This window comes from Stenotrophomonas sp. 05N423 (genome assembly GCF_056397145.1).
Map to the genome: position 1 here is coordinate 62,592 of NZ_JBFTMV010000012.1, position 24,811 is coordinate 87,402.

The 24,811-nt window shown below is 69.1% G+C and carries 23 protein-coding genes; all 23 read left to right on the forward strand.

What is annotated here, in order from left to right; translation table 11 throughout:
* Positions 1–40 precede the first annotated feature (40 nt).
* The 23 genes from AC1DGW_RS15910 to fliO all read left to right on the forward strand — a co-directional run bounded on the left by AC1DGW_RS15910 (position 41) and on the right by fliO (position 24,811).
* A complete protein-coding gene (locus AC1DGW_RS15910; RefSeq protein ID WP_478024852.1) occupies positions 41–1,213 on the forward strand; it encodes an NTP transferase domain-containing protein in 1,173 nt (390 codons plus the stop codon).
* Positions 1,210–1,881 (forward strand): NTP transferase domain-containing protein, encoded by a 672-nt coding sequence (locus AC1DGW_RS15915; RefSeq protein ID WP_478024854.1) that lies wholly within the window; start codon positions 1,210–1,212, stop codon positions 1,879–1,881. Before AC1DGW_RS15910 ends, AC1DGW_RS15915 begins: the two co-directional genes overlap by 4 nt.
* On the forward strand, positions 1,878–3,140 hold the full coding sequence (locus AC1DGW_RS15920; protein ID WP_478024856.1) for a DUF711 family protein: 1,263 nt from the start codon (positions 1,878–1,880) through the stop codon (positions 3,138–3,140). The genes AC1DGW_RS15915 and AC1DGW_RS15920 overlap by 4 nt, the downstream gene beginning before the upstream one ends.
* Positions 3,137–3,838, forward strand: coding sequence for a class I SAM-dependent methyltransferase (locus AC1DGW_RS15925; protein WP_478024858.1), 702 nt, complete (start codon positions 3,137–3,139; stop codon positions 3,836–3,838). Before AC1DGW_RS15920 ends, AC1DGW_RS15925 begins: the two co-directional genes overlap by 4 nt.
* Entirely contained in the window at positions 3,838–4,611 is a 774-nt protein-coding gene (locus AC1DGW_RS15930) for an aspartate/glutamate racemase family protein (protein WP_478024860.1), read from the forward strand. The genes AC1DGW_RS15925 and AC1DGW_RS15930 overlap by 1 nt, the downstream gene beginning before the upstream one ends.
* Positions 4,608–5,765, forward strand: a complete 1,158-nt coding sequence (locus tag AC1DGW_RS15935) for a hypothetical protein (protein ID WP_478024862.1) — start codon at positions 4,608–4,610, stop codon at positions 5,763–5,765. Before AC1DGW_RS15930 ends, AC1DGW_RS15935 begins: the two co-directional genes overlap by 4 nt.
* A gap of 110 nt (positions 5,766–5,875) precedes the next feature.
* Positions 5,876–6,811 (forward strand): ATP-grasp domain-containing protein, encoded by a 936-nt coding sequence (locus tag AC1DGW_RS15940; RefSeq protein WP_478024864.1) that lies wholly within the window; start codon positions 5,876–5,878, stop codon positions 6,809–6,811.
* Complete coding sequence (locus AC1DGW_RS15945) at positions 6,808–7,446, forward strand: HAD family hydrolase (protein WP_478024866.1); 639 nt, start codon at positions 6,808–6,810, stop codon at positions 7,444–7,446. Before AC1DGW_RS15940 ends, AC1DGW_RS15945 begins: the two co-directional genes overlap by 4 nt.
* Complete coding sequence (locus AC1DGW_RS15950; RefSeq protein WP_478024868.1) at positions 7,443–8,204, forward strand: class I SAM-dependent methyltransferase; 762 nt, start codon at positions 7,443–7,445, stop codon at positions 8,202–8,204. The genes AC1DGW_RS15945 and AC1DGW_RS15950 overlap by 4 nt, the downstream gene beginning before the upstream one ends.
* Before the next feature lie 31 nt (positions 8,205–8,235).
* Positions 8,236–9,342 (forward strand): DegT/DnrJ/EryC1/StrS family aminotransferase, encoded by a 1,107-nt coding sequence (locus tag AC1DGW_RS15955; protein ID WP_478024870.1) that lies wholly within the window; start codon positions 8,236–8,238, stop codon positions 9,340–9,342.
* A 19-nt stretch (positions 9,343–9,361) separates the two neighbouring features.
* Complete coding sequence (locus AC1DGW_RS15960) at positions 9,362–9,775, forward strand: sugar 3,4-ketoisomerase (protein ID WP_478024872.1); 414 nt, start codon at positions 9,362–9,364, stop codon at positions 9,773–9,775.
* Positions 9,772–15,336 (forward strand): glycosyltransferase, encoded by a 5,565-nt coding sequence (locus AC1DGW_RS15965; protein ID WP_478024874.1) that lies wholly within the window; start codon positions 9,772–9,774, stop codon positions 15,334–15,336. Before AC1DGW_RS15960 ends, AC1DGW_RS15965 begins: the two co-directional genes overlap by 4 nt.
* Before the next feature lie 330 nt (positions 15,337–15,666).
* Positions 15,667–16,023 carry a flagellar hook-basal body complex protein FliE gene (gene fliE / locus AC1DGW_RS15970; RefSeq protein WP_478024876.1) on the forward strand — a complete coding sequence of 119 codons (357 nt, stop codon included), beginning with the start codon at positions 15,667–15,669 and terminating at the stop codon, positions 16,021–16,023.
* A gap of 13 nt (positions 16,024–16,036) precedes the next feature.
* Positions 16,037–17,680, forward strand: coding sequence for a flagellar basal-body MS-ring/collar protein FliF (gene fliF / locus AC1DGW_RS15975; protein ID WP_478024878.1), 1,644 nt, complete (start codon positions 16,037–16,039; stop codon positions 17,678–17,680).
* Between the two features lie 13 nt (positions 17,681–17,693).
* Positions 17,694–18,680, forward strand: a complete 987-nt coding sequence (gene fliG / locus AC1DGW_RS15980; RefSeq protein ID WP_478024954.1) for a flagellar motor switch protein FliG — start codon at positions 17,694–17,696, stop codon at positions 18,678–18,680.
* Entirely contained in the window at positions 18,677–19,324 is a 648-nt protein-coding gene (locus AC1DGW_RS15985; protein WP_478024880.1) for a FliH/SctL family protein, read from the forward strand. The genes fliG and AC1DGW_RS15985 overlap by 4 nt, the downstream gene beginning before the upstream one ends.
* Positions 19,321–20,730 carry a FliI/YscN family ATPase gene (locus AC1DGW_RS15990; RefSeq protein WP_478024882.1) on the forward strand — a complete coding sequence of 470 codons (1,410 nt, stop codon included), beginning with the start codon at positions 19,321–19,323 and terminating at the stop codon, positions 20,728–20,730. Before AC1DGW_RS15985 ends, AC1DGW_RS15990 begins: the two co-directional genes overlap by 4 nt.
* Positions 20,727–21,179, forward strand: a complete 453-nt coding sequence (gene fliJ, locus AC1DGW_RS15995) for a flagellar export protein FliJ (protein WP_478024884.1) — start codon at positions 20,727–20,729, stop codon at positions 21,177–21,179. The genes AC1DGW_RS15990 and fliJ overlap by 4 nt, the downstream gene beginning before the upstream one ends.
* Positions 21,176–22,351 carry a flagellar hook-length control protein FliK gene (locus AC1DGW_RS16000; RefSeq protein ID WP_478024886.1) on the forward strand — a complete coding sequence of 392 codons (1,176 nt, stop codon included), beginning with the start codon at positions 21,176–21,178 and terminating at the stop codon, positions 22,349–22,351. Before fliJ ends, AC1DGW_RS16000 begins: the two co-directional genes overlap by 4 nt.
* 143 nt (positions 22,352–22,494) lie before the next feature.
* On the forward strand, positions 22,495–23,028 hold the full coding sequence (locus AC1DGW_RS16005) for a flagellar basal body-associated FliL family protein (RefSeq protein ID WP_478024888.1): 534 nt from the start codon (positions 22,495–22,497) through the stop codon (positions 23,026–23,028).
* A gap of 10 nt (positions 23,029–23,038) precedes the next feature.
* On the forward strand, positions 23,039–24,055 hold the full coding sequence (gene fliM / locus AC1DGW_RS16010; RefSeq protein ID WP_478024893.1) for a flagellar motor switch protein FliM: 1,017 nt from the start codon (positions 23,039–23,041) through the stop codon (positions 24,053–24,055).
* Positions 24,048–24,407: a flagellar motor switch protein FliN gene (gene fliN, locus AC1DGW_RS16015; RefSeq protein ID WP_478024895.1), complete on the forward strand. Its 360-nt coding sequence runs from the start codon at positions 24,048–24,050 to the stop codon at positions 24,405–24,407. Before fliM ends, fliN begins: the two co-directional genes overlap by 8 nt.
* Entirely contained in the window at positions 24,404–24,811 is a 408-nt protein-coding gene (gene fliO, locus AC1DGW_RS16020) for a flagellar biosynthetic protein FliO (RefSeq protein WP_478024897.1), read from the forward strand. Before fliN ends, fliO begins: the two co-directional genes overlap by 4 nt.

Here is a 24,811-nt window from a genome sequence, read left to right on the forward strand (position 1 = left end):
GACATCCCGGCCGCTACACGGCATCGCGCGGGAAACCGGCATGACGATGGGGCCGCGTGGCGTCATCCTGCTGTGCGCCGGCCGCGGAACCCGGATGCACCCGCTCACCGCGCTGGCTCCGAAGTGCCTGCTTCCGGTGGACGGGCGGCGGGTGGTCGACCACCTGCTCGATGCGATCCTGGCCCGCGGCGAGCGCGAGGTGGTCGCGGTGACGGGGTTCGCCGCCGAGCGCGTGCGTCGCCACCTGTCCGCCCGCTACGGGCAGCGGGTAACCATCGCCCACAATGCGCGTTACGAAGAGGACGTGAACATCCTGTCGGTGGAGACCGGCGTGGCGGCATTGCGCCATCCCGAACGCGGCTATCTGGTGGTCGAGACCGACCTGCTGATGGACGAGCCGGCATGGGACGCCGTCTTCGATGCCCTGGCCGGGCCGGATTCGTTCTGGGTCTGCCGGGGTTACTACGGGCCGGAACTGACCGGCGGCATCGTCCATGCCGACGCGCAGGGACAGGTGGATCGCGTCGAGTACCGCCCCGTCTACGACGCGCGTTTCGAGGGGTGGCCCAAGATGGTGGGGCTGCTGGGCGTCGCCCCCGCCCAGGTCGGCGCCGATCGCCACTGCCGGCAGACGGCCATTGCCGCCAGCGTGGCGCAGTACTACCTGATGCCCTGGCGCGAAAACCTCGCCGTCCTGCCCTGCAGGCAGGTACAGGTGGATGGCTGCTTCGTGCAGTCGTTCAACACCGCCGAAGACTATGCCGATACGGTGCGCCGCTACCTGGCGCTGCCTGTCGCGACGCCTCCCGCCGCGGGTCGTACCGCACCGGCGTCGGTCGAATTCGTACCCGTGCAGCGCCTGCGCCATATCGAGGGATTCAGCCAGCGCCGCGTGGACTGGCTGGTCGGCAAGATCCTCGATGAGGGCATCTGGACCAAGCCGGTGGCGCTGGATGCCGATCACGACCTGGTGCTGGACGGCCAGCATCGGATGGAAGCCGCGCGCATGCTGGGCCTGGCCCGGGTGCCCGCCGTGCGCTATCGCTACGCCGACCTGAAGGTCTGGAGCCTGCGCGCCAACCACAGCTTCGACTGGAAACGGGTCACCGAACGCGCCCTGGCCGGCCAGCCCTATCCGTACAAGACGGTGAAACACGAATTCCCCGAAGGCGGCCTCCCCGCCTGCAGCATCGGACTGGAGGCGTTGCGGTGAGCGCGGTCGACCACGTCATCATTCTTGCCGCCGGCCGGAGCCTGCAGCTGGACGGAATCAGCAAGGCCATGATCCGCCACCCGGCCACCGGGCGCACGATCCTAGACTACGCGATCGCCGCCTTTGCCGGCAAGCGCATCACGGTAGTGGTGGGATTCCGTGCGATCCAGATCATGCAGGCGTATCCGCAGCTGGACTACGTGCACAACCCGGACTGGGCGTTGACCGGCAACGCGATGAGCCTGGGCCTGGCCCTGGACGAACGCCCGGCCTACGTGGTGTCGGGAGACATCTTCATCGCCCCCGAGCTGGTGCAGCGCCTTGACCGCGCCGCTCCCGACCTGGTCCTGGCCTCGGACCGCGAGAAACGCTCGCTGTCGGCGATCCACTGCGTGCTCGACGAGCGGCGGCAGGTAGTCGAAACCTACCAGGGACCGGTACGCAGCATGACCCACCCCGAGGCGGTCGGCATCCTCAAGGCCAGCGATCCGGAACTGCTGCGTGCCTGGCGCCAGCGCTGCATCAGGCATTCCAACCTGTTCGCCGGCCAGCTCCTGCCCTGCGACGTGGCGCCGGTGGCGATCGAGATGCTGGGCGAGGAGCTGTTCTTCGAGGTCAACACCCCCGTCGATTATCTGGAACTGGTCCAGGCCAGCCGCGCTCGATGATCCGCTCCTTCACCCTCGGCGTCCCCGTTTTCGACCATGCCATCGGCGAGCTGTCGGCCACCCTGGCGCATTTCCACGCCGTGTCCAGCGCCCATTGCGACAAGGCCGGGCTGACGCCGCGCACGCGCCGGCTCAGCCTGCCGCCGCCTTCGATCGACGTGGAGGCTTCGCCCGGCGCGCTGCGTTCGGTGATCGATGGCGTACGCGGACTGGCCGACGCGGCGGGAGCGCGCTGGTACTGCCTGCCGCTGGACCTGTTCGTCGAACACGGGCGCGAGGCCCTGTTGGAAGAGGCACAGGCACTGGTGCTGCGCGACAGCCGTTTGTTCCTCAACCTGATCGTCGCCAGGCAGGACAGCATCGCCATGCACGCGGCGCAGGCGGCCAGCCGCTTCGTGCTGGGCGTGGCCCGGCGCAGCAACAACGGCATCGACAACTTCCGCGTGGGCATCTCCGCGGCCTGCCAGGCGGGCACGCCGTTCTTTCCATTCTCCCGGCACGATGGCGGGTCTCCGTCGTTCTCGATCGCCCTTGAAACCACGGCCACCGCACTGGCGCTGGCGCAGGAAGCGCGGCGGCGCAACAGCGGACTGACCGCATTCCGGGACAACCTGGTGCAGGCGCTGGCTGCGGACATGGCGCGGATCGACGCGCTCGGGCGGGCCATCGAGGCCGACAGCGGCGTGCGCTACCAGGGGCTGGACGGCTCGTTCGCCCCGTTCCCCGATGGCGAAACCTCGGTGGCGCGGCTGATCGAACTGCTGGGGCCATCCCCGGTTGGCGCGCACGGCAGCGTGTTCGTCACCAGCGTCCTCACCGACGCGCTCAAGCAGGCGGCGCGGACATCGGCCGCACGCACGGTGGGGTTCAACGGCGTGATGTATTCGGTGCTGGAAGACAACGGACTGGCCGACGCCAACAACCTGCGGGCGCTGAGCCTGGAAAAGCTCGCCCTGCTGTCGACCGTATGCGGATGCGGGATCGACATGGTGCCGGTCCCGGGCACCATGTCGGTCGAGGACGTGACCGGCCTGGTGCTGGACGTGGCCGCGCTGGCCGTGCGCCTGCACAAGCCGCTCGGCGTGAGGCTGTTGCCGATCCCCAATCGCGCGGTGAACGAATACACCCACCTGAATCTGGATTTCCTGTGCGACAGCCGGGTCATGGACCCGGGCATCAGTGCCTCGCGGCCGATCCCGGCCGATCCGTTCTGGCGTTACTGCGCCACGGGCACCGCAACGAACAAGGCCGATACATGATGGACAGCGGCAAGATCAAACGCTTCTGGGAGGGACGGGCCGCGATGCTGGGCAGCATGGCGTTCGAGTCCGTGGCCAACCTCGAGCAGGACAGCGGCAACCTGAAACTCAAGATCGAGGACGAGACGGCCAAGGTATTCGACTGGCTGCCGGACATCGATGGTCTTTCCGTGCTGGACCTGGGCGCCGGGGTCGGCCAGTGGTCGTTCCGTTTTGCCGGGCGCGGCGCGCGGCGCGTGCTTGCCGTCGAGTATGCACAGGGTCTTGCGGACATCGGGCGGGAGGAAGGCAGGCGGCGGGAGTGCGGCCAGGTGGAGTTCGTGGTCCAGGCGGCGGAAGCCTTCGATACCGACGAACAGTTCGACCTCGTCTATATCTCGGGCCTGTTCGTCTATCTCGATGATGGACAGGCCGCGCAGCTGCTGCCCCGGCTGCAGCGCTTCGTCCGCCCCGGCGGGCACTTGATGGTCCGCGACGGAACCGGCGTCGGGCGGCGCCATGAAATCGACGACCGTTTCTCCGAACACCTGGGCCAGTCGTATTCGGCCACCTACCGGACGGCGGAGCAGTACGTGGAAGCCATTGGCCAACACGGCTTCAGGCTGCTGCGCGAGGAAAACATGTTTCCCGAAGGCCACCCGCTGAACAAATATCCGGAGACCCGGCTGCGCCTGTTCCTTTTCGAGAAGCCGGTCTGATGCCGACGATCCTGCCGATCGACGATGCGGTGACCTGGCCGGCCACGGAGGGAACCCTGGGCGTGGTCGGCGTCGCCCCTTGGGCCACGCTCGACTTCCTCAGGAGCCTGTATGGGCAGGTGCGCGCTGCCCGCGACTGGCACTACCCGCGGGTGCTGTGCGATCTCAACCCCAAGCTGCCCAGCCGCGGCCGCCACCTGGAACTGGGCGAACGCGATCCTTCGCCTTTCATCGCCACCACCATCGCCGAACTGGCCCGGCAGGGAGCCACGGCCGCCGTGGTGCCCTGCAACACCGCGCATGTCCTGTATTCCCGGTGGGCCGCCGACGCCCCGATCCCGGTGCCGTGCATCGTCCAGGCCACGACCGCGGTCCTGCAGGCCGGGAGCGTGCGCCGCGCCGCCGTGTGCGGCTCGCGCTCGCTGCTCGGGCACGGCCTGTACCAGCGCTCGCTCGAGGCGGCAGGCATCGAAGCGGTCGCGCTGCTGGACGGCGAGATCGAACTCGTCCAGCGCGCCATCGCGGCGGTCAAGACCGATGCCTGCATTCCCGAAGCCCTGCGGGCACCGCTGGAAACGATGTTGACGCGGCTGGCGAGGCTGGACGTGGACGGGCTGGTACTGGGCTGCACCGAACTGGCCGCCCTGGAGCCGCTGGCACAGGCGTACCTGCCGGCGGTGGCCGAATCCAATGCGGCCCTCGCGACCGCGGCCCTGCGCGCCATCGGCGCGGCACCGCCGCATGCCGCGATCGACAGGACGGTGGAGACATGACCCTTCCCTTTTCCGCGGATACCTCCCGTCGACTGCGCGTCGCCATCCTCTTCCAGGCCCCCGAGGCCTGGGGCAACGTCCGCAGCGTATGGGACGCCATGGTGCGGGACCCCGGCATCGATGCGCGGGTCATCCTGTTGCCGTTCCTGCATGCGGACTACCACTGGGACCGCGAAGCCGCCGAGCGTCATCTGCACGCCCACGGCATAGCGTGGCAGGCATGGGATACGTTCGACCCGGAGGATGCGGGCCTGGACGCGGTGCTGTTCACCTCGCCCTACGACAGCACGCGGCCGCCGGAGTATCACTTCGCCGCGGTGGCCGGGCGCGTCGGTTTCACCGGCTACGTGCCCTACGGCCTGGAAGTCGGCGGAGGCGAGATGAACCTGGTCAACCAGTATGGGCAACCGGCCGCGAAGGATGCCTCGGCGGTGTTCGTGCGCTCGTCCGGTGCGCGGACGATGTATGCCCGGCATTGCCCGACCGGCGATGGCCACGTCGTGGTTTCCGGCCATCCGCGCATGGATGGCCTCGTGGACCTGGAGCGGTTTCCGGTCGACCCGCTGCTGCGCGCGCAGATCGGCGACCGCAAGGCGGTCCTGTGGAACGCGCACTTCTCGTTCGACGGCGATCACTGGTCCAGCTTCGACCGCCTGGCCATGCCGATCTTCCGCCAGTTCGCCCGGCGCCCCGATCTGGCCCTGCTGTTCCGGCCGCATCCCCTGCTCTGGCGGAAGCTGGTCAATCTCGGCATCTTCGACGAGGCCGGCGTCGAAGCGTTCCGTGCCGAACTCCTGGAGGCGGGCGTGGTGGTGGACGAGCGTCCGGACCATCGCCACGCTTTCGCGGCAAGCGCGGCGATGATGAGCGACGTGGGCTCGTTCCTGATGGAGTACTTCGTCACCTGCAAGCCGGTGCTGTACCTGCAGAACCCGCACGGCCTGGGGCTGAATGCCGAAGGCCAGGCAGTGGTCCGCTATTACGACACGGCTGCCGAGGAGAACGGCGTGGCCCGGTTCCTCGACAGCCTGGCGCAGCGTCCGGCCAACGAGCAGTCCCTGCGCCGCGCCGGCCTCCCGCTGTTCTTTGCCGGCTTCGACGGTGGCGCCGGCCAGCGCGTGGTCCAGCACATCAAGCGCGTACTGGGGAGTTGAACCACTTCCATGATGCCGTCCCTGCATGCCCTTCACCGCACCGGCCCGTGCCTGTCCATGAGCGGACGGGGAACCGCCGGCTCCCCCTCACTTCCCCGCGTGGAGACGCCATGAGCCTGCGCCTGCTCCTTTCCGCCGCGGGAACCGGGACCGCCTTCGGTTACGCCCAGGCCAAGGCCCGTGGCTTCCCGGACATCGAGCTGTGGACGGGAGACATCCACCCGGCCGGGCACGTCACCGCCTCCCTGTACGCACAGCAGCATGTCCAGCTTCCACCGAGCGCGGACGCGGACTACTTCCCCTTCCTGGAACGCCTGCTGCGCGAGCAGCGGATCGATGTCTATCTTCCGCTGATCGACAGCGAGGTCGCCGGCGCGACGGAGCATCGCGATTCGCTCGCGGCGCGGATTGCCAGCAACAGCATGGCGTTCTGCCAGGCGGCGATCGCCAAAAGCCGCTACGGCGACTGGTTGCCCCACGTCGACGGCGCCCATGCCCTGCTTCCCCTCGCGCCGGAAGAACTGGAGGACGGTCCCCTCGTCGCCAAGCGCGACGGCGGATTCGGCGGCCGCGCCACCCGCATGGTCGATACCGCGGCGCAGGCGCACGCACTGCTGGCCGAGGGCTGGTTCCTGTATCGCTTCGTCGAGGGCGAGGAATACACCGTCGACTGCTTCCCCTTGGACGGGGACGTGCTCGTCTCGGTCCGCCAGCGCCTGGAAACCAGGGCCGGCGTGTGCGTGAAGGCGCGCATCGTCCGGGAGCAGCCACTGCATGAGCTGGCGCGGGCCATGGGCCGGCACTTCGCGTTGACCGAGCCGTTCTGCTTCCAGACCCGCAGGAACGGGGGCAGCCACTACGTCATCGACATAAACCCGCGGCTTGGCGCCGGGACCGCGATGAGCGCGCTCAATGGCATGGATTTCTTCGCCGCCCACCTGGCACGGATCTGTGGCCAGGACCCCGCGCGCTTCCTGGTACCGCGGTTTGCCGAATGCGTTGTCACCCGGCAGTACGGCGACTACCTGATGAGCGCTTCGCCTTGAAGATCGGCCTGGACCTGGACGGCACCCTGCTGGATTGCCGCGCGCGGCAGGTCGGATTGATGGCGGCGCTGGCCAGGGCCACCGGCCTGCCGCTGGACGCGGCGCGCTACTGGCAGCTCAAGCGCGAAGGCCTCAGCAACCGCGATGCGCTGGGGCGCATGGGCATGGCGCCGGACATCGCCACCGCCGTATGCGGATTGTGGGAGCGCGCGATCGAGGATGTGGCCTGGCTGGCGTGGGACCGCGTGCTCCCCGGTGTCCGCGCCACGCTGCGGCGCTGGCAGGAGCAGGGCCACACGCTGCACCTGGTGTCCGCCAGGCGTATTCCGGCCCATGCGGAACAGCAATTGCATGTACTCGGACTGGGTGGGTTCGCCAGTCTGGCGTTCGTCGATCCGGCACAGGCCGATGCCAAGCACCGCGTGATTGAGCGGCTGCAGGCCGGGCTGTACATCGGCGACACCGAGCGCGACGGCCGCTGCGCCCGGGCGGCCGGCACCGTCCCGGTACTGGTGGCCTGCGGCCTGCGCAGCCGGATGTATCTGCAAGGGGCCGGCGACTGGACCGTCCTCGACAACCTGGCACAGGTGACGCTGCCCGGCGAAGCCTCCTCGAACATGGAAACCTGCACATGAGCTACCGCCGCACGAATATCGAGTTCACCGCCCGCGGCGACGATGAACTGCTGGCGGGCGACCGGATGCGCGACCTGCTGCTGGGAAGCCTCCCGGGTTTCGGCCAGAAATGGGACAACCATCTTCCCGTCTTCATGACGGCGCCCTCCCTGGCCCGCGTGCTCTGGCTGGACCACGTCTATCGGTTGGCGCTCGATGTCCCCGGCCGCGTGCTGGAATTCGGCAGCCAATGGGGCGCCAGCCTGAACGTGCTGATGCTGCTCAAGCTGATCCACGAGCCGTGGAACGCCGCGCGTCCCATGGTCTCCTTCTCCACCTTCGCCGACGGATTCGTTTCGGTGGATCCGCAGGACGGGCCGGACGCCTGCGCCGGCGACTATGCCGTCGCCGAGGACTGGAGGGCGCATCTGGAGCAGATCCTCCAGACGCACGCCGCGCGCAGCCCGGTCGGCGCGGCGCAGAACTTCCACATCGTCGAGGGCGACGTCAGGGAGACGTTCCCGCGCTGGCTCGCGGAGAACCCGGAAGCGCTGGTGTCCCATGCCCATTTCGACATGGACGTGTACGAACCCACGCGCGATGCCCTGCGGCTGGTCCTGCCCAGGATGCCCCGGGGCGCGGTGCTGGTCTTCGACGAAATCAACTGCCCGGCGTTCCCCGGGGAGACGCAGGCGGTGATGGAGGTGCTCGGCGCCCACAATCTCGCCCTGCGCAAGAGTCCCTACCAGCCCTATTCGGCCTATTGCATCGTCGAGTGACGCGACGCCCCATCCGACCGGAACCTCCCGCATGGACACCATTCCCTTCCTGGACCTGAAAGCGCTGAACCTGCGGTTCGAAGCCGGCTTCGGCGACGCCCTGCATGAGGTTCTCGGCCGCGGCTGGTATGTGAAAGGCGAACAGGTGCGCGCGTTCGAGTCGGAATGGGCGGCGTTCTGCGGCGTGGCGCACTGCGTCGGCGTGGGCAACGGCCTGGACGCGCTGACCCTGGTCCTGCGCGCCTGGATCGAGCTCGGACGGCTCGCTCCGGGGGACGAGGTCATCCTGCCCGCCAATACATTCATCGCCACCGCGCTGGCGGTGTCGCAGGCCGGACTGGTCCCGGTGCTGGTCGATCCCGACGCGGGCGACGGCAACCTGTCGGTGGCCGCCGCCGCAGCGGCGATCACGCCCCGCACCCGGGTCCTGTTGCCGGTGCACCTGTACGGCCGCCTTGCCGACATGGAAGGATTCCGCGCCCTGGCGCAGGCACACGGACTGCTGCTGCTGGAGGATGCGGCGCAGGCGCATGGCGCCGGACTGCATGGCCGGGCCGCGGGCGGATTCGGCGATGCCGCCGCTTTCAGCTTCTTCCCGGGCAAGAACCTCGGTGCGCTCGGCGACGGCGGCGCGGTGGTCACCGACGACGCCGAACTGGCTGCCTGCGTCGCGTCGCTGGGCAACTATGGTTCCAGCCGCAAATACCACCACGACCGCCAGGGCCTCAATTCGCGCTTGGACGAACTGCAGGCGGCCTTCCTGCGGGTCAAGCTGCGCCATCTGGCCGCCGACAACGCCGAACGCGACCAGCTCGCGCGGCGGTACTGCGAAGGCATCGACAACCCGCTGATCACCCTGCCCGGGTTGCCATCAGCGGGAGAACGCCACGCCTGGCACCTGTTCGTGGTCCGCTGCGCCGCCCGCGACGCGCTGCAGGCCCATCTGCGCGCGGCCGGCGTGGAGACGCTGGTCCACTACCCCTTGCCGATCCACCGGCAGCGGGCCTATTCGGATGCGCAATGGCCGCCGCTGCCGGTAGCCGAGTCGCTGGCCGATACCGTGCTGAGCCTGCCGCTCTACCCCGGCCTCGCCGGCCAGCAGCGCGTGATCGACGCCTGCAACGCCTTCCGCCCCTGATTCCGCACGAGGACACGCCATGTCGTTGCAGCACTGCAAGATCGTCGATCTTCCGAAGGTTGAGGATCCCCGCGGCAACCTGACCTTCATCGAGGCGGACAAGCACATTCCGTTCGATATCCGCCGCGTCTATTACCTCTACGACGTGCCCGGCGGTTCGCACCGGGGCGGCCATGCCCACAAGGATCTGCACCAGCTGCTGATCGCCATGTCCGGCAGCTTCGACATCACGCTGGACGACGGGCGGACCAAGTTCAAATACCACATGAACCGGTCGTACTACGGCCTGTACATCCCGTCGATGATCTGGCGTGAGATCGACAATTTCTCCAGCGGTTCGGTCTGCATGGTGCTCGCTTCCGATCACTTCAAGGAAAGCGACTACTACCGCGATTACACACAGTTCCAGCAAGCCACCTCCGCGAACAGATGAGCAGCGAACCGATCAACGCCCCCGAACCCACATCGCCACATCCCTCGGCCCTGGCCCATCTTGAGCGCGAGCTTGAAGGCCTTGGCCAGGCCAAGGCGCAGCAGCGTTCCGGATCGCCCGACCACGACACCACGGAAGATGGCCCACGCTGGAATACCCATGGCGATGGGCTGTTCACCGGCCGTCTGGTCGCCATCGAGGACGCCAGGAGCGCCCGCGACCTGACGCTCCTGGCTGCCGAGACCGACTGGCAGCCCGCGCCGATGGAGATGATCGGTTTCTCGGTACCGGCGCCGGTGCGGCAGGCACGGCCCCGCGCCTGTCCCCAGTATTCGGCCCGGCTGGAGGACGTGCGCGTGGTCGCCGGCATGGCGGTTGTGCTGGATGCGGCTACCGGCGAGATCGTCAGCGATTCCGTCGCCCGCCGGCGCATGGATCTGAGCGTGGAGTGGTACAGCGGATACGGGCTGGATGTCACCGATCCGGCCCGGTCCCGGTGCCGCCCCGGCGACGGGACCGCGCTGCGCGTGGAACGCGCGGTGTCGCTGTTTTCCTGGGAGAACCGCAACTACGCGCACTGGTTGCTGGAAAAGCTGGCGAGCATGTGCTGGATCAGCACCGCCACGCTGCCGGCAGACACCAAACTGCTCGTCGAATCGGGGCTGCCCGAGCAGGTGGTCGAATCGCTGCGCCTGTTCTGGCCCGTCGAGCACATCCTGTTCGTGGAACGCGGCACGCCCGTCGATGTCGGCGAGCTCCACTACTTCTCCGATGCGTGCGAGATATGGGAGCCCCGCGCCGGCCACGTGTTCGACGGCAGCGACTATCGCATCTGCCCGGAAGCGATCCGCTGGCTGGCAGGCGCGGTGCGGGCAAGGATTCCGCCATGCGATGCGGCCGATGACCAGGCCTACCTGGTGCGCCCGGCCGGTGGCAATGGCCGCGGGGTGGTGGATCAGGGTTCCCTGATCAAGATGCTCGGCGACCGCGGGCATGCCGGCCTGCACACGGCACGGATGTCCTTCCAGGAGCAGGTGGCGCGCTTTTCCGCATTGCGGCAGGTGGTCTCCCCGTCGGGAGCGGCGTTGGCCAATCTGCTGTGGATGCGCCGCGGCAGCACGGCGGTGGTGCTGGCCGTGGATGCCCTGGGCACCTGTTACTGGTTCTACCACTCGCTGGCCGCCGCGCTGGGCATCCGCCTGGTTTTCTATCCGGTGCATGGCGTTCCCCACCCGCACCTGCCCTCGTTCCACTGGAATACCGAGATTCCGCTGCTGCAGCTGGCGGACTGGCTGGACCAGGACCGCGCGCGCCGGCAGCGGAGCGACGTCGATGTGACCGTGGCGGTCATGTCCTACAACAACGCCGACTACATCGCCGAGACCGTGGGCTCGGTGCTCGCCCAGACCGGCGTGAACCTGGAGGTCATCGTGCGCGACGATGCCTCCACCGATGCCAGCCTGGAACGACTGGCCGCATTCGCGCGCGATCCCCGGTTCCGGCTCGAGGTCAATCCGCACAACCTGGGAATGGTCGGCAACGTCAACCGCTGCCTCGCCTCGGGCAGCGGCCGCTACCTGGTCGTGCTCGGTTCGGACGACGTGATGCGTCCAGGCCACCTGGCTTCGCTGGTGGCCGCGATGGATGCGCATCCGGACGCCGCGCTCGGTTACACGCAGTGCGACTGGATCGACGGAAACGGAGAGCTGCTGCGCTACCTGGACCATCCCGGCCACCTGAAGCACTCGTACTACGGCGGACGCAACGAAGTCGCGGACCTGCTGAGCCACGACGACTACATCACGCCCTCGGCGATGATGCTCCGGCGCGATGCGCTGGAGCGGATCCGCCTGCCCGATGGCAGTGTCCACGCCGACATGCCGGCCGGCGACTGGGACCTGGTCGTGCGCCTCGCGGAGGTCGCGCCGGACTTCGTGTTCCTGCGCCAGCCCAGCATCGGCTACCGGGTGCACGACCGGCAGATATCGCAGGGTTTCTACGCTTCCACTGCGCCGCTGGAGAACCATGTCCGCATCCTTGAAGGGGTGGTGGACCGTGGGCATCTCGAGCGGATCAGGGGACGCGAGGACACCGTCCGCGCATTGCTGCTGCAGCGCCTGGCCCAGTACCCCGACGAACGCGGGGGCGAACTCGGAAAGCGGGTCCAGACGCTGTGCAGGCAGCTGGATGCGCTGCGTGGAAACGTCGTCTGCCTTCCGTTGTTCTCGATCGTCCTGACCACCTACAACCGCCCGGCCCTGCTCAGGGACGCGCTGGACAGCATCGGCCGGCAGACGCTGAAGGACTTCGAGGTGATCCTGGTCAACGACCACGGGCAGCCGGTCGAAGACCTGCTCGGGGAACGCGACTTTCCCATCACCTATGTACGCCAGGGCCGCAACCAGGGCCCGGCCGCGGCGCGCAACGCCGCCCACCGCCTGGCCGCGGGCCGCCACGTGGTCTATCTGGACGACGACGATCTGTTCCTGCCCTGCCATCTGCAGGTCCTGGCCGATGCGCTCGCCCAGCATCCGGGCGAAGTCGTCTATACCGACGCGCTGTTCCTCACCGAGAAGATCGAGGATGGCGTCCGCCACGTCCTGGAAGAGGAAAAACGCTATCGGCACGGCCGCTACTCGCGCCAGCGCCTGTCGGTGGACAACTACATCCCGGTCAACACCTTCGCCTGGCCAAGCGCGTTGATGGCTGAGGTGGGCGGCTTCGACGAAAGCCTTTCCGGACTGGAAGACTGGGATTTCCTCCTGCGCCTGGCATCCAAAGCCCGCTTCCACCACGTGCCGCGGGAAACCGTACAGGTCCGCATGCGCGCCGAAAGCGGCGAGCGCCGTTCCGAGCACGCATTCAAGGACTACCCGGCGCTGTACCGCCTGATCTACGCGCGGCATGCGGACCTGGGCGACGAAGAGGTCCGCAGCCAACGGACCGCCCGCCTGAAGCAGATGGGCGGCCTGTCGCCGGCAGGTGCGAACGAAGCGCTGGAGCAGTGGCGCGCAAGGCGCATTCCCGACGACAGGCAGCGGCAACGGGCCGGGCAATGGATCGAAAGCCAGGGGCGGAGGCCACGCATCGGCCTGCTCACGCTCGACCGGCAGGCTGGCCGGTTGCAGGCGCGGATGCTCGCGGCCGAAGAGCCTGCGCAGGCCGGCGATGCCGGACAAGGCGTCGATCTGGACACTTCCCGTCCAGGCGCTGCATTCAATGCCGCCATCGCCGCCTGGGACGTGGACTGGCTGGTCGTCGCCGATGCCGGCACCGAGTTCGCTCCGGGTGGCCTGCTGCGCCTGCGGATGGAACTGGCCGCGCAACCGCAGCTGCGCGCGCTCTATGCGGACGAGTGGTACCGCGACGATGCCGGCGTGCTGGCACCGACGCTGCGCCCGGACCTCAACCTCGACCTGCTGCTCGGCAATCCCACGATGCTGGCCGGGCACTGGGTGTTCCGCCGCGACGTGGTGCACGACGCCGGCGGTTTCAATCCGGAAGCCGGTGATGCGGCGGAACTGGACCTCATCCTGCGCCTGATCCAGAAGGACGGCTTCGAGGGCATCGCCCACCTGCCCGAGCCGCTGCTGACCTGCGCGCCACCGCGTTTCGACGTGCAGGCCCAGCAGCGCACCATCCTCCGCCACCTGTACGCACGCGGCTATGCCGGGGCGACGGTGGAGAGCGCCGGCACCGGCCTGTACCGGATCCGCTACGGCCACGAGCAGCAACCCGCGGTGTCGCTGGTGGTGGCCGTCGCAGCGGACACCACGCTGGCGGCACTGGAACGCTGCGTGGTCTCGCTGCTGGAGAAGACCGGTTATCCGAACTACGAACTGCTGCTGGTCGACAACGGCGCCAGCGCGCAGACCCGCCAGTGGATGCAGCAGGTAGAGGCGCTGGCGGCCAGCCGCGTGCGCGCGTTCGCCTTCGATCCGCCGCTGTCCCACGCCGCCGCCTGCAATGTCGCCGCCACCCAGGCCGCGGGTGAGTTCCTGCTGTTCCTGCGCCCGGAAGTGGCGGCGCTGCAGCCGCAGTGGCTGGACGAACTGCTCAACCATGGCCTGCGTCCCGAGGTCGGCATCGTCGGCGCCAAGACCATCTCGGCCGACGGCAAGGTCACCCACGCCGGGCTGGTGCCCGGCCTGCTGTCCAGTGGCGGTCGCGCCTTCGCCGGGTCGCCGATGGACGCGCCCGGCTACATGAACCGCCTGCAGGTGGCGCAGGACTATTCGGCCGTGGCCGACAGCTGCCTGCTGATCGGCAAGACCCTGTTCGCCGAGCTGGACGGTTTCGACCATGCCGCCTTCGCCGACGAAGGCGCCGACGTGGACCTGTGCCTGCGTGCGCGCGAACGCGGCTATCTGACGGTGTGGACGCCCAACGCACTGCTGCTGCATTCGGTCGAGGCGGCGCCGCTGCCGGAAGCGGCCGGTGATGCACTGCTGGAACGCTGGCTGCCGGCCCTCGCCCACGATCCGGCCTACAACCCGAGCCTGCGCCTGGACGTAGCCGGCGGCTTCCGCCTCGGCGAGTCGGATTTCTCCTGGCAGCCGTTGCCGTGGCGGCCGGTTCCGCGCGTGCTCGCGCATCCGGCCGATCCGTGGGGCAGCGGCCAGTACCGCGTGATCCAGCCGTTCGAGGCGCTCAAGGCCGCCGGCCTGATCGAAGGCGCGCTCTACGCCACGACGCTGGATCCCGTCGAGCAGGCGCGCATCGACCCGGACGTGGTGGTGCTGCAGCGCCGGGTTTCCGACGAGGATCTGGAACGCATGCGGCGCATGCCGCGCTTCTCGCGTGCGCTGAAGATCTACGAACTGGACGATTACCTGCCGAACCTGCCGGCCAAGAGCCTGCATCGCGAACATATGCCGCGCGATATCCTGCGCACCCTGCGGCAGGCGATGGCCACGGTGGACCGCTTCGTGGTGTCCACCCCCGCACTGGCCGAGGCGTTCGCGGACCTGCACCCGGATATCCGCGTCGTCCGCAACCGCCTGCCGCCGGGCTGGTGGCAGGGCCTGCCGGCGCCGCGCCGCAATACCGGCCCCCGGCCCCGCGTGGGCTGGGCCGGAGGCTGGGGCCATACCGGCGACCTGGAGATGGTGGCCGACGTGGTGGCCGAGCTGGCCGAGGACGTGGACTGGGTGCTCTTCGGCCTGTGCCCGGGACGGCTGCGTCCGCATGTGGCCGAGTACCACCCCGGTGTCGACATCGAAGCCTACCCAAGCTTCCTGGCCCGCCTGAACCTGGACCTGGCCATCGCCCCGCTGGAACAGAACCGTTTCAACGAGTGCAAGAGCAACCTGCGCCTGCTGGAATACGGCGCGTGCGCGGTTCCCGTCGTGTGCAGCGATGTCGGCCCGTACCGCGGCGACGAACTGCCGGTGACCCGGGTCCGCAACCGCCATCGCGACTGGGTAGCGGCAATCCGCGAGCATCTGGCCGACGCGACCGCCCGCGCCGCCGCCGGCGACGCGCTGCGCGCCGCGGTACACCGCGACTGGATGCTGGCCGGGGCCGGCCTGGCGGAGTGGCAGGCCGCCTGGCTGCCCTGACCCGGGCTGCGCCGGCGGCGGCTGGCGCTTGAGATGTGGCAGGTCATGGCCCTGACCTGCCCGACACGCCAATGCCGGCCGCTGGCCGGCAAGCCCGTGTATCCCGTTCCCGCATCGCCGGGTATCGCGCGGTTGCGGTAGCTCTCCCTTCCTTCCGTCCAGGCTTCTGGCGCCCGGCCACGATTCCCTGGCTCGACCGACGGAAAACCGTCGCAGGCGTGTCCGCCCCGCCCCGCGATCGGCCATTCCCCGTGGTTTTCCCGTCCCCCGGGTTCCGGCACGCGAATTGCACGTGAACAGGCAGTACTCCCCTGTCCCGGAACCTTGTCGATGTCCCACTCCGTCAATTCCATCCTTTCCCAGATCCGCAGCTTCCAGACCCAGGCGAGCCAGCCGTTGCCGGCCACCGACGTCGCGCGCAGCAACGCCATCGGCGGATTGGCTGGAGTCCAGCCCGCGTCGACGGTCAGCTTCACCGATACCCTGCAGGGCGCCCTGGCCGACGTGAACCGCGCCCAGCAGGTCTCCGGCGCGTTGGCCGCCGCCTTCGAGCGTGGCGATTCCGGCGCCGACCTGGCCAAGGTCATGGTCGCCTCCCAGCAGTCCCAGCTGGCGTTCCGCGCCACCGTGGAAGTCCGCAACCGTCTCGTCCAGGCTTACCAGGACGTGATGAACATGCCGCTGTAAGGAACAGGTCGCCATGGCACTCGCGCTGTCCAAGGATTCATTCAATTCGGAAAAGGCCGGCGCCTGGTTCGACCGGCTGCAGAGCCTGCAGATCACCCGGCGGCTGGGCTTGATGGCAATGATCACGATTGCCGTCGCGGCCGGCCTGTTCGTGTTCTTCTGGGCGCAGAAGACGCCGATGGCGCCGTTGTATACGGGCCTGGACCAGAAGGCGACCGCCGAGGCCACCGACCTGCTGCGCGCCGCGCAGATTCCCTTCGAGCTGGACGCGGCCACCGGCGCGATCAGCGTGCCGGAAAAGAACATCCACGACGCCCGCCTCAAGCTGGCCGGTTCCGGCCTGACCGACAACGGCCGGCTCGGTTTCGAGCTGATGGAGCGCGACCCCGGCTTCGGCGTCAGCCAGTTCATGGAGAACGCCCGCTACCAGCACGCGCTGGAAACCGAGCTGGTGCGCACCATCAGCACCCTGCGCCCGGTCCGCGACGCGCGCGTGCACCTGGCCATTCCCAAGCCCAGCGCCTTCACCCGCCAGCGCGACGTCGCCAGCGCCTCGGTGGTGCTGGAACTGCGTTCGGGCCAGCAGCTGGAGCGCAACCAGGTCGATGCGATCGTGCACATGGTCGCTTCCAGCATCCCGGACCTGGCGCCGGAACGGGTCACCGTGGTCGACCAGAGCGGGCGCATGTTGACCATCTCCGACCCGAACAGCGAGGCGGCGATGAACGCCGCGCAGTTCGACCAGGTGCGCCGCCTGGAAACCTCCTACAACCAGCGCATCCGCGAACTGCTCGAACCGATGACCGGCCCCGGCCGGGTCAACCCGGAAGTCAGCGTGGACATGGACTTCTCCATCACCGAGGAAGCGCGCGAGCTGTACAACGGCGAACCGCAGAAGGTGCGCAGCGAGCAGATCAGCGAGAACACCACCAGCACCCAGGGGCCGCAGGGCGTTCCCGGTGCGGCCAGCAACACCCCGCCCGGCCCTGAAGCCGCGCCGGCCACCGCCGCGACGCCGACCGAAAGCAGCAAGAACGCCACCCGCAACTACGAGCTGGACCGCACCCTGCAGCACACCCGGCAGCCGGCCGGACGCGTCAAGCGCGTGTCGGTGGCGGTGCTGGTCGACCACGTGCCGCGCGCCGGCAGCAACGGCAAGATCAGCGACCAGGCGCTCGGCGCCGCCGAGCTGACCCGCGTCGAGGCGCTGGTCAAGCAGGCGGTCGGCTTCGACGCCGCCCGTGGCGATACGGTGTCGGTGATGAACGCGCCGTTCGTGCGCGACACCATGCCGGTCGAGCAGCCCAAGTGGTGGGAAATCCCGCAGGTCCGCGACGGCCTGCGCCTGGTGCTCGGCGCGATCGTGGTGCTGGCCCTGCTGTTCGGCGTGCTGCGCCCGGCGCTGCGCCAGATCGCAGGTCCGCCCAAGGCCCTGGCCGGTCCGGACGAGGACCCGCTGCACGCAGACGTGCACCTGGTCGAGGACGGCGCAGGCCTGCCCGGCCTGCCGAACGACCACCTGCAGCTGGGCGGCGCCGCGCCGCTGGCGCTGCCGCTGGATGCATACGAGGAGCGCCTGCGCATGGCGCGCGAAGCGGTCCGGGCCGATTCCAAGCGCGTGGCCCAGGTCGTGAAGGGATGGGTGGCCAATGACTGAGTCCGTTGTTCCGATGACCGGCGTGCAGCGCGCCGCCGTGCTGCTGCTCTCGCTGGGCGAAGCCGACGCGGCCGAAGTGCTGCGCCACATGGAGCCCAAGGAGGTGCAGAAGATCGGCATCGCCATGGCCACCCTGACCGACGTCAGCCGCGAGCAGGTGCAGCAGGTCATGGACGAGTTCGGCAGCGAACTCGGCAACAAGACCTCGCTCAGCGTGGGCTCGGACGACTACATCCGCAACATGCTGGTGCAGGCGCTGGGCAACGAGAAGGCAAACAACCTGATCGACCGCATCCTGCTGGGCCGCAATACCACCGGCCTGGACACGCTGAAGTGGATGGACCCGCGCGCGGTCGCCGACCTGGTGCGCAACGAGCATCCGCAGATCATCGCCATCGTCATGTCGCACCTGGAGAACGACCAGGCCGCCGACGCGCTGAAGCTGCTGCCCGAACGCACCCGCGTGGACGTGCTGCTGCGCATCGCCACGCTCGACGGCATCCCGCCCAACGCGTTGAACGAGCTCAACGAGATCATGGAGCGCCAGTTCGCCGGCAACCAGAACCTGAAGTCGTCCAACATCGGCGGCGTGCAGTGCGCGGCCAACATCCTCAATTTCATGGACGGTGGCCAGGACCAGGCCATCCTCGGCGCGATCGCGCAGGTCGATGCGCCGCTGGGCAGCCGCATCCAGGACCTGATGTTCGTGTTCGACGACCTGGTGGACCTGGACGACCGCGAGATGCAGCTGGTGCTGCGCGAAGTCAGCGGCGAACGCCTGGGCCTGGCCCTGCGCGGGGCCGACATCAAGGTGCGCGACAAGATCACCCGCAACATGTCCCAGCGCGCCGCCGAGATCCTGCTGGAAGACATGGAGGCGCGCGGCCCGGTCAAGCTGTCCGACGTGGAGACCGCGCAGCGCGAGATCCTGGCCATCGTCAAGCGCATGGCCGATGAAGGCACGGTCACCATCGGCGGCAATGCGGAGACCATGCTGTGAGCCCGGTCGTGCGCTGGATGGCCCCGGACCTCACCGCCCTGCAGGAACCGATGCAGGACACGCCGGTCGGGAGTGCGGGCGACGCGATGGACATGCCGCCGGAGCCCCTGCTGCAGCCGCCGACGCTGGAGGAAATCCAGGCCATCCAGGACGCCGCCTACAAGGAAGGTGTGGAACAGGGGCAGGCCGAAGGGCATGCCGAGGGCCTGGCCCAGGGCCAGGCCGAAGTGCGCCGGCTGGTCGCGCAGATCGAAGGCATCCTGGACAACTTCAGCCGCCCGCTGCTGCGCCTGGAAGGCGAAGTGGTGGCCGCGCTGGGCGAACTGGCGGTGCGCGTGGCCGGGCAGCTGCTCGGCCGTGCCTATGAAGCCGAGCCGGCGCTGCTGCAGGAACTGGTCAACGAGGCGCTGGAAGTCGTCGGCGGCAGCAGCCGCGACGTCGAGGTGCGGCTGCATCCGGACGACATCGCCGCGCTGGCGCCGCTGCTGAAGCTGGCCCCCGGCCAGCGCCTGAGTCCGGACCCGGGCCTGAGCCGCGGCGACCTGCGCGTGCATGCCGAGAGCGTGCGCATCGACGGTACGCTCGACGCGCGCCTGCGCGCGGCGCTGTCCACGGTGATGCGCAAGGCCGGAGCCACGCAATGAGCCCGCCGGTCGCCGACAACCCGTTGCCCGACAGTCCGCCCCCGGCTCCCGCCGGCTGGGCGGCCGCACGCAGCCTGCGCCTGGCCGCACGGCTGGACGCCATCGACATCGAACCGGGCCACGGCCGCGGCCTGATCCGCGAAGGCGTGCTGCGCCGCGCGGTCGGGCTGACCCTGGAAGCGGTCGGCTGCGAGGCGCCGATGGGCGCGACCTGCAAGGTCGAGGTCGACGGTGGCTGGGTCGATGCCGAGGTGGTCGGCTTCGCCAGCGAACGCACCTACCTGATGCCCAGCGCCGAGCTGCACGGCCTGCTGCCGAACGCGCGCGTGGTGCCGTCGTACCGGCGCGGTGGCGTCGAAGTCGGCGAAGGCCTGCTCGGCCGGGTCATCGACAGCGACGGCGTGCCGCTGGACGGCAAGGGGCCGATCCGCGCCGAAGGCAGCGCCGGCATGGCCGGCGTGTCGATCAACCCGCTGGCGCGCGAACCCATCACCCAGCCGCTGGACGTGGGCGTACGCGCGATCAACGCGCTGCTGCCTATCGGCCGCGGCCAGCGCGTGGGCCTGTTCGCCGGCTCCGGTGTCGGCAAATCGACGCTGCTCGGCATGATGACCCGCTTCACTTCGGCCGACGTCATTGTCGTGGGCCTGATCGGCGAGCGTGGCCGCGAAGTGCGCGACTTCGTCGAGACCACCCTGGGCGAGGAAGGCCTGCGCCGCGCCGTGGTCGTTGCCGCCCCGGCCGACCGACCGCCGCTGGCGCGCCTGCACGGCGCCTACCGCGCCACCGCCATCGCCGAATGGTTCCGCGACCAGGGCCTGAACGTGCTGCTGCTGATGGATTCGCTGACCCGCTTCGCCCAGGCGCAGCGCGAGATCGGCCTGTCCGTCGGCGAACCGCCGACCACCCGCGGCTACCCGCCCAGCGTGTTCGCCAAGCTGCCGGCGCTGGTCGAGCGCGCCGGCAACGGCGCCAAGGGGCGCGGTTCGATCACCGCCTTCTATACCGTGCTCACCGAGGGCGACGACCCGCAGGACCCGATCGCCGATGCCGCCCGCGCCATCCTCGACGGCCACATCCTGCTCTCGCGCCGGGTCGCCGATTCGGGCCTGTATCCGGCCATCGACGTGGAATCCTCGGTCAGCCGCGTGGTGCAGGACATCGCCGACGACGCCTGGCGCCTGCGCATACGCAAGCTCAAGCGGCTGGTGGCGGCGTATTCTGCCAACCGCGACCTGATCGCCATCGGCGCCTACCAGCGCGGCAACGATCCGGCCACCGACGAAGCGCTGGAGCGCTGGCCGGAGATCCTCGAATTCCTCGGCCAGGATGTCAGCCTGGCCGCCGACCTACCCCACAGCCTTGCCGCGTTGAAACGCCTGGTCGAAAGCGAGAACGTCCCATGAAGCAATCCCGTCGCCTGGACCCCCTGCTGCGCCGTGCGCAGGATCACGAAGACGAGGTCGCCCGCGCCCTGGCCGAACGCCAGCAGGCGCTGGACATGCACCTGTCGCGCCTGGAGGAGCTGCGCCGCTACGCCGACGAATACGCCGGCGCGCAGATGGCCGCCACCAGCCCGTCGCAGCTGATGAACCGGCGCGCCTTTCTCGACCGCCTGGACAGCGCCGTAGAGCAGCAGAGCCAGACCGTGGACCGCAACCGCGAGCGGGTCGATGCCGAACGCGCGCGGCTGCTGCTGGCCAGCCGCGACAAGCAGGTGCTGGAGCAGTTGGCCGCCAGCTACCGCGCCCAGGAACAGAAAGTGGAAGACCGCCGCGACCAGCGCGAGATGGACGACCTCGGCGCCCGGCGCGCCCGCCAGGCCCAGCTGTCGGGCGAGGACGACACGCCATGACGCCGCTTTCCCTCGGTGCCGCCGCCACCGCCAGCCAGGCGGCCGGTGCGGGCAATCCCGCCCCGGCCGGCAACGGTGCCGGCAAGGAGTCCAGTGGTTTCGACACGCTGCTGCAGGCTGCGCCGCAGCCGGCACCGGCGCAGCGCGCCAAACCCACCGCGAAACCCTCATCCGGAACGCAGGACCAGGGCAGCGACGATTCCACTGCCGCGCCGGCGAAGCCCGCCGATGCCACCGACGCCACGGAAGAAGCCACGGCCAGCAGCGCCGGGAAACCGGCGACGCCGGCCAGGGCCGATGGCCAGCAGGAGGACACCGATCCGGACGAGCTGCCATGGCCGCCGCCCGGTCTTTCCGGACTGCTGCCCGTCACCCCGCCGGTGCCCGCGCCGGTTGAGCCGGCACCGCCCGTCACCGATGCCGTCGGCGATCCGCCTGCGTTTGCGGGCGCGCCGCTGCCAGCGGCGTCCCTGCCGGGTACCCCTGTACCCGATGCTCCCGTACCGGTGTCGGCGGCAATGCCGCAGGCATCGGCGGCCCCGCAGGCCGCCGCCGCTCCCGCAAACGGTGCCGAGACCGCTGCCATGGCGCTGGCCGATATGGAAGTCGTGACCCTGCCACGCTCCGTTGCGGAGAACTCCCTGCCCGCGGCAGACCCGTCGGCAAACGTCGCGTTGTTCGGCCCGCTGCTGCAGAGCCTGGCCGCCGTGGCCGATGTCCGGCCGGCACCGGCCTTCCCGGCGGCCCTGGCCGCGCCGGTCGATATGCAGGCCACGGATTTCGACGAGGCCATCGGCGCGCGCGTCGGCTGGCTGGCCGACCAGAAGATCGGCCACGCGCATATCCGCGTCACCCCGAACGATCTGGGGCCGGTGGAAGTGAAGCTGCAGCTGGATGGCGACCGCGTCCACGCCACCTTCTCCAGTTCGCATGCCGAGGTCCGCCAGGCGCTGGAGAACGGCCTGCCCAGGCTGCGCGAAATGCTCGGCGAGCAGGGCCTGCAACTGGCGCAGGCCGATGTCGGCCACCGCCAGCCCGATCCGGGGCCGTCCCACGGTACCGACCCGGCGGCCACTGCTGGCGGCGATGCCGACGCCGGCGACGCCGCGGCGATGCCGACCACCAATGTCCGCACCCTGCAGCTGCGCGGCCTGCTCGACGCCTACGCCTGAGATGCGGGTGAAAACCGGGGCCAGGACACACTGGCCTCGTTTCTCGACCGGGTTCGCATTCCGTCAACTTCCCGTCGTCGCCATTGACCCCGCTGCGGCACGCGTATTGCATATTCAGGGACAGCAACCCTGAGGAGCACAACGTGGCAGCCGCCGCCGACAAATCCCGCAAGCCAGACACTTCCAAGGACAAGGACAAGGAAACCGCCGGCAAGCCGCGCCGTTCGCTGCTGGCGACCGTCCTGGTCGCCGTCATCGCCGCCGGTGGCGCCGGTGGCGCGGTCTGGTATTTCACCCAGGGCCACGCCGACGCGGCGCCGGCCAAGGCCAAGGTCGCCACGGCGGCGACGCCGGCCCCTGCCCAGTATTTCGCGCTCGATCCGGCCTTCGTGGTCAATCTCAACGGCCGCGTGGATGGTCCGCGTTACCTGCAGGTCGAAGTGCAGCTGATGACCCGCGACCCGGAAGCGTTGCCGGCCCTGCAGACCCATGCGCCGGCGATCCGCGCCAAACTGCTGATGCTGTTCTCCCAGGTCGAGCCGGAGCAGATCGCCGACCGCGCCGGCAAGGAGCGCCTGCAGGCATCGGCGCTGGCCGAAGTGCAGAAGCTGATGACGGCCGAGACCGGCAAGAAGACCGCCGACGACCTGCTGTTCACCAGCTTCGTCACCCAGTAAGGCGACGCCGATGAGCATCAACGACCTGCTGTCCCAGGATGAAATCGACGCCCTGCTGCATGGCGTCGACTCCGGTGCGGTGGAGACCGTGGAACCCGAGGCGCCCCCGGGCGAGGCGCGGGCCTACGATTTCGCCAGCCAGGACCGGATCATCCGCGGGCGCATGCCCACCCTGGAGATGGTCAACGAGCGCTTCGTGCGCCTGTGGCGCATCGGCCTGTTCAATCTGATCCGGCGCTCGGCAGAGATCTCGGTGCGCGGCATCGAACTGATCAAGTTCGGCGACTACCTGCATTCTCTGTACGTGCCCACCAACCTCAACCTGGTCCGCTTCAAGCCGCTGCGCGGTACCGGCCTGATCGTGTTCGAGCCGACCCTGGTGTTCGCGGTGGTGGACAATTTCTTCGGCGGCGATGGCCGCTACCACACCCGCATCGAGGGTCGCGAGTTCACCGCCACCGAGATGCGCGTGATCCAGCTGATGCTCAAGCAGGCGTTCGTCGACCTGCGCGAGGCCTGGAGCCCGGTGATGAACGTCGATTTCGACTACATCAACTCCGAGATCAACCCGCACTTCGCCAATATCGTCAGCCCGCGCGAGTACGTGGTGGTGTGCCGATTCCACGTCGAACTGGAAAGCGGTGGCGGCGACATCCACATCACCCTGCCCTATTCGATGCTGGAACCGATCCGCGAGCTGCTCGACGCCGGCATCCAGAGCGACCGCAACGACCGCGACGAGAGCTGGGCGATCATGCTGCGCGAGCAGCTGGACACCGCCGAGGTGGAACTGTCCAGCGTGATCGCGCGCCGCCGCATGAGCCTGCGCGAACTCAGCCGCCTGAGGGTCGGCGACATCCTGCCCATCGACATGCTGAAGGAAGTGCCGTTGTGCGTCGAAGGCATCCCGGTGTTCACCGGCGAATTCGGCATCGCCCACGACCGCAACGCCATCAAGATCACCGCTACCCATCCGCCGGGCAGGCCGCCACGCCCGTCCGCGTCCCAGGAAGACTCCAATGACTGAGAACGACCCCAACGAGACCCCCGCCACCGCCGCGTCCACCGCCGCGCCGGCGCAGTTCGCCAACCTGCAGGCCGAGGGCGACGACACCACCGACCTGAACCTGGACGTGATCCTGGACGTGCCGGTGACGCTGTCGCTGGAAGTCGGCCGCGCGCGCGTGCCGATCCGCAACCTGCTGCAGCTCAACCAGGGCTCGGTGGTGGAACTGGAGCGCGGCGCCGGCGAATCCCTGGACGTGTTCGTCAACGGCACGCTGATCGCGCATGGCGAAGTGGTGGTCATCAACGACCGCTTCGGCGTGCGCCTGACCGACGTGGTCAGCCCCAGCGAGCGCATCCGGAGACTGCGTTGAGCCTGCTGCCGGCCACCGTTCTCGCCGTCGCGGCAAAAGCCGCGCCGGTCGGGCAGCATGCCGCCGCCGCGCCGGGCCTGTTCGGCGCGATGATGGCGCTGCTGGCGGTGCTGGCGCTGATCGTCGGCCTGGGCTGGCTGCTCAAGCGGCTGCCCGGCAGCGGCTTCCGCCAGGCCGAGGGGCTCAAGCTCGTGGCCAGCCTCAACGTCGGCGCCAAGGAGCGCGTGGTGGTGGTCGAGGTCAACGGCCAGCAACTGCTGCTGGGCGTCACCGCCGGCGGCATCGCCACCCTGCACGCGTTGCCCGAACCGCTGCCGCCGGTAGCGCCGGCCACGCTCCCCAACCTCAAACACCTCCCGAATTTCGCGCAGCTGCTGCAACAGAAGCTGCGCAAGGACGCCTGA

Coding starts and splice junctions, on each gene's coding strand:
- AC1DGW_RS15910 (WP_478024852.1), top strand. CDS start 41: ATGACGATGGGGCCGCGTGGCGTCATCCTGCTGTGCGCCGGCCGCGGA.
- AC1DGW_RS15920 (WP_478024856.1), top strand. CDS start 1,878: ATGATCCGCTCCTTCACCCTCGGCGTCCCCGTTTTCGACCATGCCATC.
- AC1DGW_RS15925 (WP_478024858.1), top strand. CDS start 3,137: ATGATGGACAGCGGCAAGATCAAACGCTTCTGGGAGGGACGGGCCGCG.
- AC1DGW_RS15930 (WP_478024860.1), top strand. CDS start 3,838: ATGCCGACGATCCTGCCGATCGACGATGCGGTGACCTGGCCGGCCACG.
- AC1DGW_RS15935 (WP_478024862.1), top strand. CDS start 4,608: ATGACCCTTCCCTTTTCCGCGGATACCTCCCGTCGACTGCGCGTCGCC.
- AC1DGW_RS15940 (WP_478024864.1), top strand. CDS start 5,876: ATGAGCCTGCGCCTGCTCCTTTCCGCCGCGGGAACCGGGACCGCCTTC.
- AC1DGW_RS15950 (WP_478024868.1), top strand. CDS start 7,443: ATGAGCTACCGCCGCACGAATATCGAGTTCACCGCCCGCGGCGACGAT.
- AC1DGW_RS15955 (WP_478024870.1), top strand. CDS start 8,236: ATGGACACCATTCCCTTCCTGGACCTGAAAGCGCTGAACCTGCGGTTC.
- AC1DGW_RS15960 (WP_478024872.1), top strand. CDS start 9,362: ATGTCGTTGCAGCACTGCAAGATCGTCGATCTTCCGAAGGTTGAGGAT.
- AC1DGW_RS15965 (WP_478024874.1), top strand. CDS start 9,772: ATGAGCAGCGAACCGATCAACGCCCCCGAACCCACATCGCCACATCCC.
- fliE (WP_478024876.1), top strand. CDS start 15,667: ATGTCCCACTCCGTCAATTCCATCCTTTCCCAGATCCGCAGCTTCCAG.
- fliF (WP_478024878.1), top strand. CDS start 16,037: ATGGCACTCGCGCTGTCCAAGGATTCATTCAATTCGGAAAAGGCCGGC.
- fliG (WP_478024954.1), top strand. CDS start 17,694: ATGACCGGCGTGCAGCGCGCCGCCGTGCTGCTGCTCTCGCTGGGCGAA.
- AC1DGW_RS15990 (WP_478024882.1), top strand. CDS start 19,321: ATGAGCCCGCCGGTCGCCGACAACCCGTTGCCCGACAGTCCGCCCCCG.
- fliJ (WP_478024884.1), top strand. CDS start 20,727: ATGAAGCAATCCCGTCGCCTGGACCCCCTGCTGCGCCGTGCGCAGGAT.
- AC1DGW_RS16000 (WP_478024886.1), top strand. CDS start 21,176: ATGACGCCGCTTTCCCTCGGTGCCGCCGCCACCGCCAGCCAGGCGGCC.
- fliM (WP_478024893.1), top strand. CDS start 23,039: ATGAGCATCAACGACCTGCTGTCCCAGGATGAAATCGACGCCCTGCTG.
- fliN (WP_478024895.1), top strand. CDS start 24,048: ATGACTGAGAACGACCCCAACGAGACCCCCGCCACCGCCGCGTCCACC.